The 16964-nt window shown below is 39.3% G+C and carries 17 protein-coding genes; 13 read left to right on the top strand and 4 right to left on the bottom strand.

The window, feature by feature from the left end; translation table 11 throughout:
• The 3 genes from V4762_RS08495 to V4762_RS08485 form a co-directional block, all read left to right on the top strand.
• Positions 1-239, top strand: a 239-nt coding sequence (locus V4762_RS08495; protein ID WP_347315353.1) for an ATP-binding protein, incomplete at its 5' end; no start/stop codon positions are given.
• 985 nt (positions 240-1224) lie between these two features.
• Positions 1225-1917 (top strand): response regulator transcription factor, encoded by a 693-nt coding sequence (locus V4762_RS08490; protein WP_347315352.1) that lies wholly within the window; start codon positions 1225-1227, stop codon positions 1915-1917.
• Positions 1904-3280: a HAMP domain-containing sensor histidine kinase gene (locus V4762_RS08485; protein ID WP_347315351.1), complete on the top strand. Its 1377-nt coding sequence runs from the start codon at positions 1904-1906 to the stop codon at positions 3278-3280. The genes V4762_RS08490 and V4762_RS08485 overlap by 14 nt, the downstream gene beginning before the upstream one ends.
• Here V4762_RS08485 and V4762_RS08480 read toward each other — a convergent pair.
• From V4762_RS08480 to V4762_RS08465, 4 genes are all read right to left on the bottom strand, one after another.
• Positions 3241-3480 carry a MoaD/ThiS family protein gene (locus V4762_RS08480; RefSeq protein ID WP_347315350.1) on the bottom strand — a complete coding sequence of 80 codons (240 nt, stop codon included), beginning with the start codon at positions 3478-3480 and terminating at the stop codon, positions 3241-3243. The genes V4762_RS08485 and V4762_RS08480 overlap by 40 nt on opposite strands.
• A gap of 1 nt (position 3481) precedes the next feature.
• A complete protein-coding gene (locus V4762_RS08475; RefSeq protein ID WP_347315349.1) occupies positions 3482-5215 on the bottom strand; it encodes an aldehyde ferredoxin oxidoreductase family protein in 1734 nt (577 codons plus the stop codon).
• Between the two features lie 157 nt (positions 5216-5372).
• The gene (locus tag V4762_RS08470) at positions 5373-6533 is read right to left on the bottom strand and encodes an EAL and HDOD domain-containing protein (RefSeq protein ID WP_347315348.1); all 1161 of its coding nucleotides are present in this window, start codon (positions 6531-6533) and stop codon (positions 5373-5375) included.
• 43 nt (positions 6534-6576) lie between these two features.
• Complete coding sequence (locus V4762_RS08465) at positions 6577-8505, bottom strand: PAS domain-containing protein (RefSeq protein WP_347315347.1); 1929 nt, start codon at positions 8503-8505, stop codon at positions 6577-6579.
• A 275-nt stretch (positions 8506-8780) separates the two neighbouring features.
• Between V4762_RS08465 and V4762_RS08460 the strand changes: the two genes are divergently transcribed.
• The 10 genes from V4762_RS08460 to flgK are packed head-to-tail and all read left to right on the top strand — an operon-like array spanning position 8781 to position 16963.
• Positions 8781-9536 (top strand): flagellar hook-basal body protein, encoded by a 756-nt coding sequence (locus V4762_RS08460; protein ID WP_347315346.1) that lies wholly within the window; start codon positions 8781-8783, stop codon positions 9534-9536.
• 52 nt (positions 9537-9588) lie between these two features.
• On the top strand, positions 9589-10377 hold the full coding sequence (flgG, locus tag V4762_RS08455) for a flagellar basal-body rod protein FlgG (RefSeq protein ID WP_347315345.1): 789 nt from the start codon (positions 9589-9591) through the stop codon (positions 10375-10377).
• Between the two features lie 12 nt (positions 10378-10389).
• Positions 10390-11067: a flagellar basal body P-ring formation chaperone FlgA gene (gene flgA / locus V4762_RS08450; protein ID WP_347315344.1), complete on the top strand. Its 678-nt coding sequence runs from the start codon at positions 10390-10392 to the stop codon at positions 11065-11067.
• A gap of 1 nt (position 11068) precedes the next feature.
• Positions 11069-11665, top strand: coding sequence for a flagellar basal body L-ring protein FlgH (locus tag V4762_RS08445; protein WP_347315343.1), 597 nt, complete (start codon positions 11069-11071; stop codon positions 11663-11665).
• 10 nt (positions 11666-11675) lie between these two features.
• Complete coding sequence (gene flgI, locus V4762_RS08440) at positions 11676-12776, top strand: flagellar basal body P-ring protein FlgI (protein WP_347315342.1); 1101 nt, start codon at positions 11676-11678, stop codon at positions 12774-12776.
• A gap of 42 nt (positions 12777-12818) precedes the next feature.
• Entirely contained in the window at positions 12819-13196 is a 378-nt protein-coding gene (locus V4762_RS08435; protein ID WP_347315341.1) for a hypothetical protein, read from the top strand.
• Positions 13129-13473 (top strand): hypothetical protein, encoded by a 345-nt coding sequence (locus V4762_RS08430; RefSeq protein WP_347315340.1) that lies wholly within the window; start codon positions 13129-13131, stop codon positions 13471-13473. Before V4762_RS08435 ends, V4762_RS08430 begins: the two co-directional genes overlap by 68 nt.
• Before the next feature lie 60 nt (positions 13474-13533).
• Positions 13534-13800 carry a hypothetical protein gene (locus V4762_RS08425; protein WP_347315339.1) on the top strand — a complete coding sequence of 89 codons (267 nt, stop codon included), beginning with the start codon at positions 13534-13536 and terminating at the stop codon, positions 13798-13800.
• Positions 13797-14123 carry a hypothetical protein gene (locus V4762_RS08420; protein ID WP_347315338.1) on the top strand — a complete coding sequence of 109 codons (327 nt, stop codon included), beginning with the start codon at positions 13797-13799 and terminating at the stop codon, positions 14121-14123. The genes V4762_RS08425 and V4762_RS08420 overlap by 4 nt, the downstream gene beginning before the upstream one ends.
• Complete coding sequence (gene flgK / locus V4762_RS08415) at positions 14123-16963, top strand: flagellar hook-associated protein FlgK (RefSeq protein ID WP_347315337.1); 2841 nt, start codon at positions 14123-14125, stop codon at positions 16961-16963. Before V4762_RS08420 ends, flgK begins: the two co-directional genes overlap by 1 nt.
• Position 16964 lies beyond the last annotated feature (1 nt).

Below are 16964 nucleotides of genomic sequence, written 5' to 3'. Positions count from 1 at the left end.
GTAAGAATCTCTTTGAGTTGATCTATAAACGTAGAAAGCAATCGTCCACTATATTCTATTTCCAATTTTGCCAGGAAGGTTGGTATAAAAGATTTGGCAGTAATGATAACCCATTAGCTGATGCCATTCTTGACCGTATAGTACATGATGCATACAAAATCAATATCGAATACATTGACCAGCCTAAAGAAATGCCAATGCGTGAAGTATTTGGATTAGATAAATCGCAAAGCGAATAATTATTTCAAACCAGGTGGCTCCCCGATTCCGGACAGTTGGTACCATTCATACTGGAATCGTGGAGCCGAGACACCATAATATACACTTAATAAATAGCATTTTAAAGGGGGTATATTATTAATAGATGAGAGTAGGGGATAAACTTCAACTTACACAAGAATAGGTTTTACTGGTAACTCACACAAAGCTTTTGGTCTTTGAACTGATTATCAAATTTGTTAAACAAAAATGATGAAAAAATTACGCAGTTTTTACACCAATACTAAATCCTAAAAAAGACTTAAACATCAACGTTTACAAGGATTTTTATTCTGCTCAAGTGTCAAAGATGGAATATTACATAAAGCTGTTATATCTTCAGGGCTTACCTCGTAACTCTCAGAATCTTTTTTATATTCTCAATTCTAAGGTTTTAATTATTTAAATATTCTTGATGTGAACTGTGTATTCTTTTGTAAACATCTAAAGATGCCAAAAGATTTGACATATCTATATTGACGCCAAAGAGGGGTGACAAAATCAGTGTCTCCTTAATTTACTTTTGTAGTGACAAAATCAGTGTCCCTTGACATAGAGCCCTTTTAGCAGATATATTTTAGGTATATAACTAATATAAAAATTCTTTTGAAGGTAATGCTTAAAACCCTTTGCCCCCTGCTATTATAAATATGCTCATACTGGTTCCCAAAAAGAACAATATCAAAAGTATAATATTAATAAATGACTTACCCTTTTTCATTTTTTCCTCCCAACACCTAAAGATCGATAATTGTTCTATTACGATATACCTTTCAGGTTTTAAAAGTTTTATAATAAAATTAAAGTTTTTTAATTTTTGTTTAATGCTAATATAAGGTTCAGGTGTTTAAATCTATTTTTAGTTTATAGATTTCTATGGTCTGGAAGTTTTAGTCCTAAGTTTAATTTGTTTTTAATCTATGCTGTATTAAAATTATTAAAAATATTTTAAATTGGTGGTGTTTTATGGAAAACGAATATAGAATTCTTGTGGTTGAAGATGAGTATAATCTTTCAAGATACTTGCAGTTAGAGCTTGAGCACGAAGGGTATGCCGTTGATACTGCTGACAATGGCTATGAGGCAATAGGTTTGTTTTCAGAAAAAGATTTTGATTTAGTTCTGCTGGATTTAATGATTCCCGGCATTGACGGCTTTGAAGTTTGTAAGAGGATGAAAACGCAAAAAGACGTTGCAATAATTATTCTGACCGCGAGAGACGCTGTAAAGGATAAAGTTAAAGGGCTTGATTTCGGTGCAGACGACTATGTGACAAAGCCCTTTGTGATTGACGAACTAATAGCAAGAATAAGGGCAAGGTTAAGAAAGGGAACGAAAGACCTTGAAAAGCTTGTGGTGGGCGATCTGACCATATCCCCTCAGACAAGAGAGGTAAAAAGATCAGAAAAGTCAGTAAGCCTCTCAAAAAAGGAATTTGACTTGCTAAAGTATCTGGCTGAAAATGTGGGCAAGGTTCTAAATAGAGATACTATCTTAAACCACGTTTGGGGTTATGACTATTATGGCAGCGAAAACGTTGTAGACGTTTACATTAGATACCTTAGAGCAAAAATAGATGACCCTTTTGAAAACAAGATTTTGCATACGGTAAGAGGAGTGGGATACGCCCTAAAAATAGATTCGAATGAAAAGATTTAGGGATTATATTGATGGCTCAATAGGCCTCAGGCTTACCCTATACTACTGTGCAATACTTCTTACCACATTAGTCTTATGCGGTTTTGTGGTAATTTTCGGCATGAACTTCGCCCTTACGAAAGAGGCGAACTCGAAAATAAGAGTAGCTATTTTAAATGTTCAAAACGCCCTGCAAAATGAGGAGAACCCAAATTTAAGCGATCCAGAGTTAGTAGATCAGGCCGGGAGCCTGGAGCTTTGGATACAAATATCTAAAAATGGTGAGATAATCAATAAATCTCCTAACTTTGGCAATATAAAGATTCCCTACTACGATGGTCCCGTAAAGCCTATTTTGATCAATGGTCAGGAAGTTCTGGTTTCTGGTAAGGATATTGGAGATGGGGTATTCGTTGAGGTGGCACATCCGCTGAAGAGAGAAAAGCACTTTCTTGCAGTTTTGTCTGGGCTTCTAATATTCCTTATGATGGGAGCTACATTGTTTGCAATGGTAAGCGGATATATAAGCGTAACGAATACTCTTGGACCCCTTGCTATTTTGACCCGTAAGGTAAAAGAGATAAATACAGGCAAACTTGACGAGAGGATACCCCTATCTGGCCCCAAAGATGAACTATATCTATTGGCTCAGGCTTTCAACGAGATGCTCGAAAGGCTCGAAAAAGGTTTTAAAAGCCAACAAGAATTTGTGGCTGCTGCCTCTCACGATCTGAGAACCCCTCTCGCTGTAATAAAAAGTTACAATGATCTCTTGAAGAGGTGGGGCAAAGACGATAAAAAAATACTTGAGGAGTCAATTCAGACTATCTCAGGCGCTACCCAAAGAATGGAGAGGCTGGTAAACGACCTTTTATTTCTGGCAAGAGTGGAATCAAAACCAAGAATAAACTTTGTGAAGCTTAATATAAAAGAACTCATTGAAGAGATTGGCAAGGAGGCTCAGGCTCTCTCACAAAACATAAGCGTTACATTTACCTCGTGCGATCTCTTTGTCGATGCAGATGAGGACTATCTTAGAAGGGCGCTTTGGGCATTGGTTGACAACGCCATAAAATACAATAAAGAAAACGGCGAAGTAAAAATAATTTCAAGGCAAGAAGGAAATTTTGCCGTTATAGATATAATCGATTCAGGAATAGGCATAAAAGAAGACGTTCTGCCCAGGTTATTCGAAAAGTTCTACAGAGTAGACTCATCCAGACAGAGCGCTGGTTTTGGTTTGGGTCTTGCACTTTCAAAAGAAATAATTCAACTGCATGGGGGAGATATAAGGGTAACGAGCAAGCACAAAGAGGGCAGCAAATTTTCTATATATCTGCCTATCTATCCTCCTGCTATCAAAGGAAAGAATGCTACTCTTTGACCGTCTTTTATTATAAATTCCCTATCTTTTATTGATCTGTCTACAAAGATATTTGCAACTTCGTCGTCAGGAAGGTCCAAAAGTTTTATTATATCGCCTATCTTAGACCGTTCTGGAATATCCAAGTCGAACTCGCTCGCGCCCTGAGGGGCTAAGGCGCGAGCTTTAAGTCCAGCATAAAGTGCAACTGTTATTTTCAAACTACTTCCACATAGAATCTAATTCAGAATCAGCCATATCCCAAACCATATTGTGTGGAGGAACTGGTTCAAGTTTCATAAATTCAGGTGGTCTATCGTCGTTTGCGCTAAAACCTGCAGACAGATTATATTGATGTTCCATTTTTAGAACGTTTAACCCTATTTCGTATGCTTCACTGGTAGTCCAGTTGGCTCCCGTGACTGCATTGCATGCCTCTACCATTCCTTCGAAACCGCTAGGGATGTCAAGAATAGCGAAAGCTGTAAATACGCAGCATCCTGTCGAGTCGATAAAGCAAGTGGTTGCCTGGAAGTCTTTTGACAATTTCACTTTGCCCTCGTTCGTGTGTGGATCTGGTTTGCCGCCAACGCCCAGTATCTCTGGAGCAATTGAATATCCTGCTGTGTGGTCTGCGCCCATTGGGGTGGTGATGTATGTTACGCCTATGCCTTTGATTACTCTTGGTTCATAAGCAGGCATGCCTTGATTCTTTACAGCTGGCACTCTTCTGACGCCGAAGACTTTTCCTACTGTGCCGCAGCCAGAACCTATGATCTTTCCAAGCGGGCTGCCTTTCTTTACCTCTTCAAGGAGCGCTATTGCACCCTTTGCATCTCCAAAGGGCAGCAAGCCTCCTTCCATTGCTACTGCTACTGCATCTCCAAATTCTATTGTGTCAAGACCAATATCGTTACACATAGAATTCATCTGCGCTATAGCGTCAAGGTCGTCTATTTCACAGTTTGCGCCAATTGCCCATAAAGTTTCGTATTCAACTGAAGTATGAGAATTTCCTTGTGCATCTGGATATATTACGCTGCAGCCTATCACGCAGCCTGGATGGCATCTATGGCCCATCATGCCTGCCTTTGGGTTCTTGGCTGCCGCTTCTGCCATAGCTTCACCAGATATCTTTTTTGCTCCATCAAAGGTTCCTCTTGAGAAGTTCCTTGTTGGAAGTGCTCCTGCCTCATTTAAAATATTTACTAAAACAGCAGTGCCATAAGTATTTAGGGCACCCTTTGGCTTCGTTACTGCGTGCTCCTGGAGAGCGGCAAGAAGTTTTTTCCTGCCAGTCTCAAAAAGTTCATGATTGAGGACTGCAGCTTGTCCCGTTACGGCTTCGGTAACTATTGCCTTCAAGCCTTTTGACGCAAATACGGCGCCTACGCCGCCTCTGCCTGCATATCTGGCTGGCGCGTTCTCAATGTCATTGAACGCAATGCCTGTTCCAACAAGAAGGTGTTCGGCAGCTGGACCTACAGAAGCAATTCCTGCATCTTTTCCGTATTTTGAGGCCAATTTTCCGCTTAACTCATATAGCCCCATAAACTTGTACTCGGCTGCGTCGACTAACTCTAGTTTCTCTTTGCTGATGTTTAAAAGGTACCTTGACTCTTTGTCCTTTGGTTGGCCCTCAATGATAATGGCACTGTAGCCCATTCTTTTGAGATACTGGCCGAACTTTGCTCCTGCATTTGCCTCTTTTATTCCGCCTGTCAAAGGAGATTTGGTACCCACAGAAATTCTTCCTGAGGACGGAGCTGTAGTACCGCTCAGGATACCCGGTGCAATTACCACCTTGTTCAAAGGACCTAGAGGGTGACATGTAGCTGGCACTTCATCTGCTACTACAGAAGATGTTAGCCATCTACCCCCCATCTGTTCGTACTTCTTTGGTGCCTCTTCGACCTTGATAGAAAGGTCTGACATGTTAACGCGAATCCATTTCATCAAAATCCCCCCTTTAGGGATAATTTTTTTATATACAACAACACATTATAACATTTTTGAAATAACTAGATAATAGTGTTAGAACTTTATAATTTACTTATAATTATAGATTATTTTAAAATAATGCTTAAAATTTTATATATTTTTATACATAAAACTACGATTTTCCTATAAACGAAAGAGAGTCATGAGCCCATTTTATGCTTTCATAAATGATAATCTCAATTTTATTTGGATTTATGCCTAACTTTTCGGAAATTTTCTTCATCTCGATCCAATTAGCATTTTCTATTGAGAGTCTTAAGCTAAATAAGTCTGTAAATATTCCATTTCCAAGAAGTGACGTTTTTACGTCTTCTGAGATCGGTATCTCGTTCACGAATTCTTTTATATCAATATCGGTCATTGCTGGTGCCAGTGAAAATAGACCAAATAGGAATGCTTCCTGAGATCTTTCGTAAAGCCCTACATAATTAGATATTAGCTCCATAAATCTTGCTCTTTCTGACGCACGATAAACTATTTCTTCTGGCTTGCCTTCATTCAATTTTCCAAGGATTACAAGGGTTAACCATCTGACAAACTCTTGCTGACCGAGTATCACAAGCGCCTGTCTTATAGAATTTATTGTAGTTTTAAAGCTAAAGAATGCAGAATTTATAAACTTTAAAAGCTTCATTGTCAAGTATGGATCTCTTTTAATCTTTTCTTCGATCTTGGAGAAATCAAAATCTTTTTGCCTGACATCTCCCAATATGCTCAAAATAATGGTTTTTTGAGGAGATAACTCTTTCCTTGCTACTATCTCTGGTTGGATAAAGAAATCACCTTCGAAAAGCTCGTAGCCAGAACCCAGAGCCCTATTAAATACGCTCTTTTCATCGACCTCAACGAGAAGCTTGCCGCCCTTGAAGAGATTTGGTATTTGAGTCCAATCTCCTTGGAATCTCGAAGACGCAATCTTTATGTAGTCAAAATCTTTAACGCTATCAAGCTCTTGAAGTGTTGAAATGCTTGCACATAGCATTATTCCCTGGTCTTTTAGCTTTTTAAATATCTCTTTATCAGCCATCTGTGATGGGTTAATTATAAAAATTGCCTTTTTTGGCGGGATCAAGTCCCTTAGGTTATCAAATTCAAATATCTCAGAAGGGACGTTCAAAAAAAGAAATTTATCCTTGCTTAAGACGTCTAATCCTATAGAGTTAAGGCACTCCTCAAGGCATGACATAAATGAGTCTTCGTAAAAACCCTTTATTTCATACGCAAAAAGCTCAAGGTTTTTTTTAAAAACAGGAATCCTAGTTATCACTGACATCTCTTACCCCCAGAGGTATTTAATTAGTTTTAATTATTATTAATTATAATACGACAATAGGGATCTTGAGTTGAAGTATATTTTCATCTGTCTCTTTTTTGTGCAAAAGAATTCCATTAAGGTAAGTTAATGTCAATGAAGATGCAGCCTGTAAGTTCTTTGAAATAGCATCTTTGATATATTTTGAGATTTTCGCACTATCGTAATCAACAATTGCATTGTCACAAAATTCTACATTAACAAAGTTATCGCTTCTTGTTAACAAAACTCTTATTTCAAAATTTTTGTTCTCATCCTGTTTTGAAGCCTCAATTATGTTTTTGGTAATAATAGAATATATTGACAAGATAACATCTCTAAGTATTGTCTCATCTTTTGAGTATGACTGAAAGTTCTCACCGATCGATAAGTTATATTTTATTTTGTTGATGTCCCAAATTGGTATAAATATATCAGTACAATTTCTTATTGTGTTATAAATATCATCTTTAGGTCCATCAACTTTTAAAGATTTCAATTTTTTAGACCTTGTTATATTTTCTTTAATGAGTCCAAAAGAATTTTTACATTCTTTGAAAAGATTTGATAAGAGTTCATTAGATAAGTCTTTGTCTTTTATGGAGCTTTCAATCTTATCAATCACCTGATAAAGCTTACTTATTTTTAAGTCCATGTAGTCACAAATAAAATCTGTTGAAAACTTTAACGCATCGTATCCAGAACGAATTAGCTGGGCTCTTTGATCTGTTAGCCTTTTTTCACACTCAAGGTTTACTAATGATTGCAAGCTCTCTTTAAATTTGTTGGTTTCCCTTTCTCTTTCAAACAGCTTTCTTATGGATAGATTTTTTTCTGTTTGATCTTCGAGCACACAAAGTACAAATTTTGTTTTGCCGTCTCTGTGGAAGGAGCAATTCATTGATACATCTTTTATTCTTGAGTTTTTGCACCTGATGTGGGTGCTATATGAACCGGAGTTGCTCGAGCAGACCTCTTTAGAAATGATTATTAGCTTTTGACTTTCTACAGGAAATAGTTCAAAGAGATCTTTGTCCTTTACTTCTTCACTGAGAAATCCCGTTATTTTTAGAAATGTCTTGTTAAAATCAAGTATTTTTAGGCTATTTGGGTCAAAAGTAAACATCGCAGAAGGATTTTTCTCCATGATATCTGCATGGGAGTCTTTATATCTTTCTTCAAGAGCCTCATCGTCTTCAACCTGAAATGTGACTCCAGATAGATATGTTATGCCGCTCTTTTTGGTGACCTTTGCTTTTGCTGCACTGACTAATTCTATCTTACCTTTTAAAGATTCTATAGAGTATCTGACCTCTTTTATCCCTTCGCCCTCAAAGGAGTTTATAAAGTCTATTAAAGCCTTGCTTGCTTCATTTCCCATGCATTTATTGAGAGACCCAAAGGTGTCTAATTTAGCGCCTTTTTCAATGTTATGTAGCTTTTTCCATTTGCATGATGCGAGAAATTTTTTGGATTTAAAGTTGTAGCTGAAGAATGCGCAGGGGGTTCTTGAAGAAATCAGATCCATACTCTGTTCATTTCTCAAAATGCGCTCTTTTTTCAAAAGCAGATCACTAATGTCTGTAATTACGGCAAAAATTCCAAATAATGAAGAATCTCCCAATCTAAGGTAATTCCATCTTACCCATAAATTTATTATTTCTCCGTTTGATTTTAGCCCTCGCATTGGGATCGAATGAGGCCTTTTCCCCTTATTAACAATTTCCCTAAACAGATCGCGGGCGCGATTTCTGTCTTCTTTCGGGAGCAATTCATACCAGTATCTGCCTACAAGTGAATTTGTGTCATATCCGAATAAGCTTTTATGAGTTTCATTGCAGAAGAAAAGCTTTCCTTCTAGATCTATTACCTCTACACAGTTTGGAGAAAGGTTCAAAAGATGAAGGTACCACTCGCCATCTTGCTCTATAAGCTTTAGCATATTACTTTTCATAATATTTGATTCGAATTGTTCCAGTTTTTCACATACTCCTTAATACTTAATTAAAATTAAAAATTTATTATACTATATGATTTAATTTTTCAACAAATTTTAGTAAGGTAGATCTTAGAAATATATTTTTGGTATCAATTTTTATTTATAGTATGCTGAGGGTTAGATTGGAATTTCTAAGGCTAAATTTCAGCATTTAGCTCTAAAATAATACCTTGAGCCTGTCGATAACTGTATTGTATGTAAATATTCATAACAGTTAAGGAGGTGAGACATTGGTTAGAGGTATAGAGTCAGCTGCGAGCGGTATGGTAACTCTCTCTGATAAGCTTGATACTGTTACGAACAACCTGGCGAACATATCTACACCAGGATTTAAACGTTTAATCCAAAACATTTCGGAGAGCGATAGCCAACCTATAAACAGGGTGTTCCTGCAAACTGATGGGGGTGTAGATCCATTTATGGGATACTTAGGAAGTGGTTCTCAGCTATCTACTCAGGCAGTAGACCTTTCTGCTGGAAGTCTTGAGCATACATCGTCTAAGCTCGATGTTGCTATTACTCTTAACAAAAACGCTTTTTTCCAGGTCCAGACACCAAACGGTATTAGATATACAAGAGACGGAAATTTTGCTCTAAATAACAATGATGAGTTGGTTACACAAGATGGCTATCCTGTTCTATCGAGTGCTAATACGCCCATTACTATTGATGGTCAAAATGTAACTATAGCCTCAGACGGTTCTATCCAGGTTGATGGTCAGCAGACCGATACTCTTGGGGTAGTGAGTCTGGATAATCCGTCTCTTATAGCGCCTCAAGGCTCGAGTCTTTTTAGCTATAGCGGACAGGTTGGAAGCACTCCCGATTTTAAAGTAGTTCAAGGGTATCTTGAAGGTTCCAATGTGAACACTGTTAAAGAAATGGTTGACATGATAGCTTTGGAGAGAGCGTATGAAAGTGGTCAGAAGGCAATAATTACCGAAGATAATGAAACAGGTCAAATGTTGACACAATTTAGAATTTAAAAATAAATCTTGGGCTGGACCGCATGTCGGGGGCCCTTTTATGGAGGATTAGATGCGAGCTCTTTGGACAGCAGCATCTGGCATGATTAGCCAGACTACAAATGTTGACGTTATTACAAACAATCTTGCGAACGTTAATACTACGGGGTTTAAAGATGCAAGGGCGGAATTTGAAGACCTTATGTACCAGGAAGTCAGACCTGCTGGTGCTACCAGTGCATCGGGCAATATGCTTCCTACGGGTTTAGAGGTTGGTTTGGGTTCGAGGCCTGTATCTACTGTTAGAATATTTACAGAAGGTCCACTCCAGCAAACGGGGAACCAGTTGGATATGGCTATACAGGGAGATGGCTTTTTTCAGGTTACACTGCCTGATGGTTCTACTGCCTATACAAGGGCAGGAGATTTTTCACTTGACTCAGCAGGCGAGATTGTGACCCCAGAAGGATATCTTTTACAACCATCTGTTGTAGTTCCGACAAACGCTGTTTCAATAAGCGTTGGCAAAGACGGCTCTGTCTCAGCCAAGATGCAGGATGGAACGGTGCAAGACCTGGGGACAATTCAACTTGCAAGGTTTATTAACCCATCAGGACTTACATCCCTTGGGTCTAACCTTTACCAAAACACTCCTGCTTCGGGCGATGCTATACTTGGGACGCCTGGCACTCAGGGCATTGGTTGGGTAGAACAGGGAATGTTGGAAATGAGCAATGTCCAGGTCGTAGAAGAGATGGTAAATCTTATAACCGCTGAAAGGGCATATGAATCTTGCGCAAAAGGGATGACAGTTTGCGATCAAATGCTTAGCGACGCAAACAACGTCAAGCAACTCCCATAAACAGTTATTAAGATGTTTAAGCTCTTAATAAGATATTTAATATTTTTTCTAATTTTTATATCATTAAATATTGGTTATAGCGCTATGGCAAGCAGCCCTGACTCTTTGGTACTTTCTGCTGTAAAGGATTCTCTTACCTTTCAGCCGTCAAAGCTTGCAATAGAGCCTATTTATGCCCTCCCAGATCTGGACTATACCAAGGCGATGAGTATGGGCGCCATTCATTCTGGAGTTAATAAGTTCGTAATATTCTATAACCAGGATGGCATACAAAGATTTCTTGAAGCCGACTATCTAATTAGAATATGGTTAAACGTTTACGTGGCAAAAATTCCCCTGAAAGCTGGCAGCGTATTAAGCGTTAACGATAACGTTGTAAAAGATGAAAGAGAGCTTTCAACACTTCCAAAAGACTTTGTGATAGATGATAATATAAATGGATCTACTATAAATACGAACGTTGCAATGGGTCAGGTAATAAGATTGAATTTGATTTCAAAGCGAATTGATATAAAATTAGGACAAAGAATAGTGGTAGTAGGCAAGGTAGGCAGCGCTACTTTCTCTTTGCCTGCAGTAGCTCTTGGATCGGGTTCAATTGGCGATGATATAAAAGTTAGGTGTACTACAAATAACAAGATTTTTACAGGAAAAATAATATCCTCAAGTGAGGTTCAGACGGGTGATTAATATGAAGAAAATATTATTTGGGATTTTATTGTTTTTGTTTTTCGTTTCTCCTGCTTGGGCGGATATGTTTAAACCAGATCCGTCATATGTAAATCTTTATTCTGATGTAAAGGCGCATGCGGTGGGAGATACAGTAATGATTCTTTTATCAGAAAATCTTAACTCTTCTACCTCTACCTCAACCAAAAAACAGGGAAGTTATTCTAATTCGAATAGTAACATACAAGTGCCCTTTGTAAAAAACCCCCTAAAGACGAATATGTCAGCATCTGGAAGCGGGCAGTATTCCGATCAGGGTTCCAATGGCAGATCGGCAACTATCACTGGCGATATTGAGGCAAGGGTTGTTGAGGTTTTGCCAAGTGGCCTTTTGAGAATAGAGGGCACAAAGAATATCCAGGTTAACAAAGAAAAGCAAAGCATTGTTGTAAACGGCCTTATAAGACCAGAAGATATTAGCGATAGTAATACTATTTACTCATATCAGATATCTGATGCCCAACTTATAATAAAGGGCACATCTCCGACTGGAGCAAAGGGCATATTGGGTGCCATAGGGAACTTTTTCGGCAACGTAATAGGGATAGTTTTTCCTTAGGATGATCGCTATGAAAAACTTTCTATCAGTTGCCTTAATATTTATATTTATTTTTGCTTTTGGCGCGAGGGGCGCTCATGCTGAAGCCAGAATAAAAGATATATGTTATACAGACGGTACGAATTCATTTCAACTTATAGGCTATGGATTGGTTGTAGGATTAAATGGGACTGGAGATTCTGACAAAATTCAATCTACAATTAATTCTTATGCAAATATGCTCCAAAGGTTTGGGGTTAATTTTAATTATTCTCAGCTAAAAGCGAAAAATGTGGCTGCAGTAATGGTTAGTAGCAGCGTTTCTACCCAAAGTATGTCTGGAGAGAGGACTGATGCTGTGGTATCAAGCATGGGCGATGCAACCTCTATTGCAGGCGGGACACTCTTGATGACTCCCATGTTCGGTCCTGATGGTGTGCAATACGGTTTCGCACAAGGACCGATATCTGTGGGCGGCGCGTATTCGGTAGGCGGCGGGGGAAACAGGACAATAAAGAATTTTCCAACAGTGGCCAATCTAAACAACGGCTTAGTGCTGATAAAAAATATTCCTGCAATGTCTCAACCGTCGAACACCATAAAGCTTTTTCTCAGAAAGCGAGATTATACTACTGCAGAGAGGGTTGCTAGTGCTATAAATTCGTCATATGGAGATATCGCAAAGGCTGTGGACGCGAAAACTATTGAGGTTGCAATTCCAACTGAGTTTGCAAATAATAGCGTAGCCTTTATATCGAATATAGAACAGCTTCCCATAAATCCTGACAACAAGGCAACTGTAGTTGTGAACGAAAGGACTGGGACGGTAGTAATTGGCTCGAACGTTACATTGAAGAGCGCTGTCATAGCTCATGGCAATCTTACAGTACAGATAAAAACTACTCCTACTGTATCTCAGCCAAACTCTCTTTCGGGAGGCACTACAACGACTACTCCTAATACCCAGGTAACTGCTACGGAATCGGCTGGATCTTTAGTTCTTGTAAACGGTACAGTAGATGATCTGGTTAAGGCTCTAAACAGCATAGGTGCGACGCCAAGGGATATAATAGCGATACTTCAGGCTCTGAAAGAGGCAGGGTCTCTTGAGGCAGATTTAATTGTTATGTAGTAGTTTTTGCTTTGAATTAATTTTAAGGCAGGTGATTTTAGTTTGAGCTTAAATAGCATAGGCAATCTTCAAGGCGTGTTGGATAAGTCAGTTCAATCGCAAAAGAGTACTGATGCCCAGAGCAATAAGAATTCTGCCAAGCTACAAAAGGTGGCTGAGGGCTTTGAATCACTGTTTATATATCAGCTTCTTGAAGAGATGAAAAGGACTATACCTGGAGAGGATTCTTGGAAGCCAGGTAAGGGTATAGAGTATGATATGTTGTTTCAAAATATTGCCGATACTGTTAGCAAAGGTGGCGGAATAGGCATAGCAGATTTTCTAAAAAATAAACTTGTTGGAGGTGATGAGGGTGCCGTTGATAAATTGCGCTCGATGCAATCGACTGTTCAACTCTCTGGGCTACGACCTTTGCCCTGAGCACGTAAAAGAAGAAGATGAGGTGTTTAGAAAGGTCAATGAGTATCTTAGGAAAAATCCTAATTCTAGTCCTAATGAGGTTTCTGAGGGCGCTCAGGTGGATGAATTTTGGATCCTTCGCTTCATAAAGCAGGGAAGAATAAAGACTGTGGCCTCTTCAGGCGATATAGATAGAGATGCTCTATTGAGGCACAAGCTTGGCAAGGATCTTAAGAAGGTTGCTGAAGATTTAAAAAAGGAAACAGATAAGAAAAAGGGATTTTACATTGATAGATAGGTTAAAAAATGAAAGCCTCCTGTCGATATATTATTATAGAAAACTAACAAGGAGGTAAATATGAAAATATATGGAGTTTTTCCATCTGGATCTTCCACTGGAATTTCAAAATTAGGTAAATCTGACAAAACTCAAACATTTAAAGACAGCTTGGCTCAAAGTGTAAGCGTTGTCGACCTACAAAAGAAGGCTATGGACGTTTTGCCTCTTACTAAGAGCAACGAAGATTTAAGCTCTATAGCTTCAAGGCTAAGCTCTAACGGAGTAAAATCAAACGCTGAGCTTTCTGACGCAATAAACTCTTATTTAGGTAATTCGAAACAATGAAGCTTTTAGAAGATGCAATAGATCTTTTGGAGCAGGAAAAGGATATTTTGATTTCTGATGACGTAAAGGGACTTGTTGAGATCACGCAAAAGAAAGAGAGGGTGTTCAATCTTGTCGGTAATGCGCTCAAAAATAGAAGATTTTCACCCGCTGAAAAAAAAGAAGTTCTTTTTCTCCTCGAAAAGGTAAAGAAGCTAAACGAAAGAAATATGCACCTTCTTAGCATAGCAAAGTCTTTGAACGAGTATACTTTGAAGATTTGTGGTATTCCAATGCTGGAAGGTAAGCCTGTAAAAAACTTTTCTTTTGAGGCAAAAATATAATGAGCACAATATCTTCCTTTTTAGGCCTTCAGATTGCACAGAGCGCTCTTGCCTCCAACCAACTTGCAATGGACGTTACAGGCCACAACGTAGCAAACGCAAACACAACTGGTTATTCAAGACAGTCGCCTGTTTTTGATCAGGGCACCCCGTTAAGCTATCCCAATGCTGGAGAGGTTGGCACGGGTGTAAATATCTCTACTATAAAAAGATATAGAGACAGTTTTATAGACTCTGAAGTGAGGACTGCGACTAGCTCTCAATCTTATTACAACACTTCATCTACCCTGCTTCAGCAGGTCCAGACTGCCTTAGCAGAGCCCAGCAGTAATGGATTACAGACCAGTCTGCAAAACTTCTTCACGGCCTTTCAATCTCTGTCAACCAACCCGTCCGATTTGTCTACCAGACAGGTGGCGGTATCAGATTCACAAAACCTTATTTTTTCTTATCAGAACTTATATAGCTCTATTACAGGTTTAAGGAATCAGTTAAATAGCAGCTTGTCTACACTTTCCACGAACGTGAATACAATTGCCCAAAATATATACACCCTGAATCAACAGATTTCTGTAGTAAATGCGAGCGGTCAGCAGCCAAACGATTTAATGGATCAAAGAGATAGCCTGGTTAATCAGCTTTCGCAACTTGTGAACGTAAACTATACGACCGATCAATCAGGAAATCTGCTCGTTTCTATTGGCGGGCACTCTCTTGTTTCAACTTCTGGCTATGACTCGCTTAGTGTTATCCCTGACACTTCCAATCCGTCTGATCCAAATGACTCCACGTCTCAGCCTATGTCAAAACTTGTGTGGTCAAGCGATGGCATGAATGCCAGCGTTTCTGGGGGCCAGATAGGAGCTACTCTGGATATGAGGGACAACAATCTTGTAAGCTATATGAATCAGCTAAATAGTCAGGCCACCTCTCTTATGTCAGCAGTAAACAACTTACAATCACAGGGATATCCTCTTAACTCGACATCGCTTGTAAGAGATATAAACCCCACGCTGAATTTTTTCACAGGCAGTAGCATTACGACTATGGGCATAGATCCAAGAATAGTTAATAACCCTGGCCTTATAGGCGCTTCTGCCACAGGCGGCAGTGGGGATGGCCAGATAGCTCAGGCAATTGCAAATTTGCAAAATGAAAATATCTATGGCTCTCCTACGAATCAGACAAGCGTTTCTGGATCTGTCTTGCCCGTTCAATACCTTAGCTCTACGGGATATAACCTCTCAAGCGCAAATACCGACGTGGGAACGAGCGGAATTTATAACCTGGACTTTTCCAAAGCAACTGCAGCTCAGAGAACCCTTACTATCCAGTTGGGTGGACTTGCTTCTCAGAGCGTTATCATAGATCCAAATACATATACCCAAATTGCATCAGCTGGCACGCCGCCAAGTCCTACGACGAGCTTAATAGATCAGATTAACTCTAAAATAATGGCGAATAGTGCCCTGACATCTACCCCTCATGCAATAGAAGACTCTCCATCTACTTTAAACCTTGCTTTGGGATCGGCAACCGCAGCACAGAGGACATTGACTATAAATGGCAGTACTATAACTGCGGATGCTTCCAATTACAAATCAGTTAATGATTTAATTAGCAATATAAACACTCAAATAGCAGCAAATTCTTCACTTTCTGGCCATGTCCAGGCTTATAATGACGGTGGCCTTTTGGGATTTAAGGTTTTAGATTCTACTGCGTCTTTATCTGTTTCCGGGGACACAAGTGGCCTTTTGGGATTTAGCTCTACTGGAGTCCAAAATGCAACTGCTACACCCCTTATACAGGCCTATCAGGATGGCAATCTCTTGGCATTTAAGCTGGTAGATAACCTACAGGGTACTACCCCTATACAGGACTCTACCTTCCAAGGTTCATCTTTTATGGCATCAGGGCTTCAAGCCCTTGCGTTTCCTGCTGCTGTGGGCAGTTCTGTAACATTTCCTCTTAATGTAGCCACAACAAGCAATGCAACGCTTAACTTTACACTTAACAATGCTTCAAGTCCGACGACCATAAGCATACCCACAGGAAGCTATACGAGCGTTGATTCTCTAGCAAGCGCATGGAATAGCGCTTTTAACTCATCTTCATTAAGCGGTCAAGTTTATGCAGAGAACAATAACGGCAAGCTGGCTTTTTATACTCCAAGTCTTGGTATTTCGTCTTTAACAGTGGCTGGCGATGGTACCCAGGGTTTTGATTCTACTGGAGTTACCAATTCGGCACAGTCTGACAGCAATCTATATAACTTTGCAATGTATGGTTCCACAGCAAACGGTGTGGATCCCAGAGCAAGGACTTTGTCTATTATCTCTACTAACACATTGACAGATCAGAGTACTACCAGCAATATATATCTCCCATCTGGCAGTTATTCTAATTCTGCCTCAATAGCCAGCGAGCTAAATACTCTCTATGGCGGAAGTGGTATGCCTCTTAATGGCATTACTGTTGGGACAAATGGAGAGGCCTTGACATTTAATTCTACCAACCAAAATCAGTCCATAAGGGTTTTGGGAGATTATACGTCTGCGCTGGGTTTCAACAATTATGATGGGTCTTCAACAGTTGCAAATGCATATATAGGTATGACAAGCAATATAGGGACTCAGGGTCAGCAGGCATCCACAAATTATACAGATCAAAGCAATGTTGTCACTCTTTTACAGAATCAACAGCAAAGCGTTGAGGGTGTAAGTATGGATGAAGAGATGACCAATCTTATACAGTATCAAACAGCTTATTCTGCTTCTGCAAGGGTGATAAATACTATTAACTCTATGTTAGATAAGCTTATAAATAGCACGGGGTAGA

Source organism: Thermodesulfobium sp. 4217-1, assembly GCF_039822205.1.
Lineage (GTDB): Bacteria > Thermodesulfobiota > Thermodesulfobiia > Thermodesulfobiales > Thermodesulfobiaceae > Thermodesulfobium.
This window is presented reverse-complemented; position numbering and strand designations above follow the sequence as displayed.

What these genes read in the sequence shown, in the direction of transcription:
- flgK (WP_347315337.1), top strand. Translation starts at nt 14,123, where the DNA reads ATGAGCACAATATCTTCCTTTTTAGGCCTTCAGATTGCACAGAGCGCT.
- V4762_RS08465 (WP_347315347.1), bottom strand. Translation starts at nt 8,505, where the DNA reads ATGAAAAGTAATATGCTAAAGCTTATAGAGCAAGATGGCGAGTGGTAC.
- V4762_RS08420 (WP_347315338.1), top strand. Translation starts at nt 13,797, where the DNA reads ATGAAGCTTTTAGAAGATGCAATAGATCTTTTGGAGCAGGAAAAGGAT.
- V4762_RS08470 (WP_347315348.1), bottom strand. Translation starts at nt 6,533, where the DNA reads ATGTCAGTGATAACTAGGATTCCTGTTTTTAAAAAAAACCTTGAGCTT.
- flgG (WP_347315345.1), top strand. Translation starts at nt 9,589, where the DNA reads ATGCGAGCTCTTTGGACAGCAGCATCTGGCATGATTAGCCAGACTACA.
- V4762_RS08485 (WP_347315351.1), top strand. Translation starts at nt 1,904, where the DNA reads ATGAAAAGATTTAGGGATTATATTGATGGCTCAATAGGCCTCAGGCTT.
- flgI (WP_347315342.1), top strand. Translation starts at nt 11,676, where the DNA reads ATGAAAAACTTTCTATCAGTTGCCTTAATATTTATATTTATTTTTGCT.
- V4762_RS08425 (WP_347315339.1), top strand. Translation starts at nt 13,534, where the DNA reads ATGAAAATATATGGAGTTTTTCCATCTGGATCTTCCACTGGAATTTCA.
- flgA (WP_347315344.1), top strand. Translation starts at nt 10,390, where the DNA reads ATGTTTAAGCTCTTAATAAGATATTTAATATTTTTTCTAATTTTTATA.
- V4762_RS08445 (WP_347315343.1), top strand. Translation starts at nt 11,069, where the DNA reads ATGAAGAAAATATTATTTGGGATTTTATTGTTTTTGTTTTTCGTTTCT.
- V4762_RS08475 (WP_347315349.1), bottom strand. Translation starts at nt 5,215, where the DNA reads ATGAAATGGATTCGCGTTAACATGTCAGACCTTTCTATCAAGGTCGAA.
- V4762_RS08490 (WP_347315352.1), top strand. Translation starts at nt 1,225, where the DNA reads ATGGAAAACGAATATAGAATTCTTGTGGTTGAAGATGAGTATAATCTT.